General features: G+C 27.2%; 2 protein-coding genes. Both read left to right on the forward strand.

The window, feature by feature from the left end; translation table 11 throughout:
• The first annotated feature begins 196 nt into the window (after nt 1–196).
• A complete protein-coding gene (locus ACVCXO_RS05320) occupies nt 197–1,021 on the forward strand; it encodes a DUF4328 domain-containing protein (protein ID WP_452228562.1) in 825 nt (274 codons plus the stop codon).
• A gap of 166 nt (nt 1,022–1,187) precedes the next feature.
• A complete protein-coding gene (locus ACVCXO_RS05325; RefSeq protein ID WP_452228563.1) occupies nt 1,188–3,038 on the forward strand; it encodes an NACHT domain-containing protein in 1,851 nt (616 codons plus the stop codon).
• Nucleotides 3,039–3,377: the final 339 nt, after the last annotated feature.

Raw genomic sequence — 3,377 nt, forward strand, 5'->3', positions numbered from 1 at the left:
TGAATATTGATACTAAAAATAAATAGCGGAAAAAGCCCGAACCGCTAACACCGTGTATATTTAATTGCTAGGTTCTTGTCTGTTCGGAAAATCTTTGCAGATTTTCTAGTCCGTTTTTATTTACTAAATTAGTAACTTACACACGCAACTAAGCATACACAAACACGTTACCACACATTAAAACCCAAACTCAAAAATGACAGAAGAACAATTCGAAAATTGCAAACAATGTTTAAATCGAAAGAAAGGAGTAAATCAAAAAGAAAACATTTGTAATATAAAAGGGAAAAGTATGAACTTCGTGAATACTTGTACAGACTTTAACCTTGATAATAATGTCATTTTAGGAACAAAGAATAAAATTAATGCAATTAGACCTAATTTAAAGAGAGCAAAACTCGCTCAATTATTTATTTGGATAGTTATGGCTCTTGACATTATATCAATTTTTTCATCTTACTTACAATATAATTTACTTAAGTCACTGCAAAACAACGAAGAAGTAACTGAACAAATGTTAAACTCAAATGATTCCAGGGAACAAATCATAGGAATTTTATATTTAGTAGTTTTTATAATTTCTGCGGTAACTTTTATTCAATGGTTTAGAAGGGCATATTATAACTTAAATATTAGAACAAATTGTAATCATTCTGATGGTTGGGCATCCGGAAGTTGGTTTGTACCAATAATATCATTATATCGTCCATATCAAATAATGAAAGAAATGTGGACTAAAACTACTCAATTAATAAAATCTAAAACTTCTGAATACACAGACAATAGCACAATGATAATTGGACTTTGGTGGACTTTATGGATTGTATCTAATTATATTGGTAAATATGTTATGAAAAGAACTTTTAAAGCAGAGACAATAGAAAACTTTTTAAATAGTACCGTTGGAGATATGATTTTGTCAATAATCGGAATACCTTTAGCTATTATAACTGTAATGATTATTAAATCATATTCATTAAAAGAAGAAAATATTTCTGAATTAGAAAAAGTCGAAAATTAAAAACGTGTGGTAACACCGTATATAATTTATTGCTAGTTCTTGCCTACTTACGAAAACCCTCGCGGATTTTCTATTCGGTTTTTATTTGCTAAATTTAGTGCTTAAACCACGCAACAAACCATATACAAACACGTTAGGTGTAATTTAAAACCAACCCTCAAATTCAATGATTGATTTCGAAACTATATTTACACAAGTACTTTTTAAAAATCTTTTGGATAAAGGAATTAAAGGAGTTGGTTCTATATTTGATAAGCAATTAACAAATATAAACTCTAAAGCAAAAAAGAAACTCAAAAAAGAAGAGTTTGAATTCTTTCAAGAAAATTATGACCTTGAGATTTCAGAAGATGTAGTTTTATCTAATATCAAAAATAATTTAACTGCGGCAATAGCTTGGTCTAATGAAATAAACTTTAGTACAGCTATAACATCTAAAGAGCTGAAAAATATTTTTGTAGACATAGATTTATATTTATCACCATTGAAAACCAGATTTGATGTTGATGAAGAAACTGCTAAAATTAACAGTAAGAAATTATTAAAAGAATTCAATAAAAACAAAATAATATACGGAGGTGCTGGAGCTGGAAAAACAACACTAATCAAAAAAATTTTTAATGACTATTTAGATAATAATAAAGATTTTGATTTCTCTTTTCCTTTAGTTATTCGTTTTAGAGAATTAGATTATGAAAATCATATAAACCAAAAGAATTTTGGCTTATTCAAAATTTTAGTCGACTTATTAGGCATTCATATAAAATTTCCTGTTGAGTATCTTGATGATTTTGGGTTTGAATATTATAATTTATTAAAAAACACTATAATATCATTTTTTAACGATAGTAAAGTACTTCTTATAGCCGATGGATTTGATGAAATACCAGATAGTAAACTAAAAACGAGAATTGAAAAAGAGTTTCAGGAATTATCATTAAATCTTATAGATTCAAAATTTATTTTGACATCTAGAAGTAATGATTTTTTATTACAACTAACAAATACAAATACATACGAAATTTGTCCTTTAAATGATAAACAAATAAAATCACTTATAAGTAAATGGATTACAAATAGAACGAAAGCTAAAGACTTATTTGAAAAAATAAAAGACTCACCATATTATGACACAACGATGAGACCACTAACATTATCGCATCTGTGTGCAATTTATGAAAGAAAAAAAACTATCCCACCGAAACCAAGATACATATACGATTTTGTATTAAATCTATTATTAGAAACTTGGGATCAACAAAGAAGTGTTGTTAGACCTTCAAAGTATGCGGACTTCTATATTGAGAAAAAAAAAGAATTTTTAGCTCAATTATCTTATTGGTTATCTTTTCATTTAAGCAAAAATGTTTTTAGTAGTGACGATATTAGAAAATGTTATAATAAAATACATAAAGCACATAATTTACCTACATCACAAGCCAAAAAAGTTGTTACCGAATTAGAAAATCATACTGGGATTTTTGTACAAACTGGATATAATTCTTATCAATTTTCACATAAATCTTTACAAGAGTTTCTTACAGCAAAATATTTAAGTGCTTTACCTAAAATACCGGAGGTATCTGTACTTAAAAATTTACCAAATGAAACTGCTATTTTAATTTGTCTTTCATCATACCCGAACTATTTCTTTGAAGTCTTTAATAAAGACTTTAAACATTATGATGATCATTTTTGGAGTGTTTTATTCAATAGACTAATCGAAGAAAAACCAGATTTTGATGAAAGTGCTGGAACAATTATTTTTTTCCTAAACAATATTTGGACTCAAAGAAATCCTGTTTTCAAAAAAGCATTTATAAGATTACTTAAAACAACAAATTTAAAAATAGCACTCACGCCTTTTTTAAAATTGTATGAACTAAACGGAACTTATAAAGATTACACCTCATATATTTATAAAAATATAAAAGTCCCATTATCTGAAAGAAATTTTTATCCTACTCAGATTCATACAGATAATGAAATTTCAGAACTTATAAAAAACTACACCTAACATCGTATATAATTTATTGCTAGTTCTAGCCTGCTTACGAAAACCCTCGCGGATTTTCTATTCGGTTTATATTTGCTAAATTAGGTGCTTAAACACGCAACAAACCATATACAAACACGTTAGCAAAAACAGTGTCAATCCTCTATTTTCTCTGCTATTGTTTTGGTTTTGGCTTACCTAATTCCCTAACTTATAATTAACCAAATTTGCTTAGATAAATCGGAACTAAAAGTAAAACTGAAGTCACAAAGATTTTAATTAACTAAATAATAAACAGATTATCTGGTGCGAAAATCTATCTGCTCTTATTTAACGTTGGAAATTTCTTTTTATTAAGTT

This window comes from Lacinutrix sp. MEBiC02404 (genome assembly GCF_053601575.1).

Excerpts from the sequence above, each read along its gene's own strand:
- ACVCXO_RS05325 (WP_452228563.1), top strand. The coding sequence starts at position 1,188 with ATGATTGATTTCGAAACTATATTTACACAAGTACTTTTTAAAAATCTT.
- ACVCXO_RS05320 (WP_452228562.1), top strand. The coding sequence starts at position 197 with ATGACAGAAGAACAATTCGAAAATTGCAAACAATGTTTAAATCGAAAG.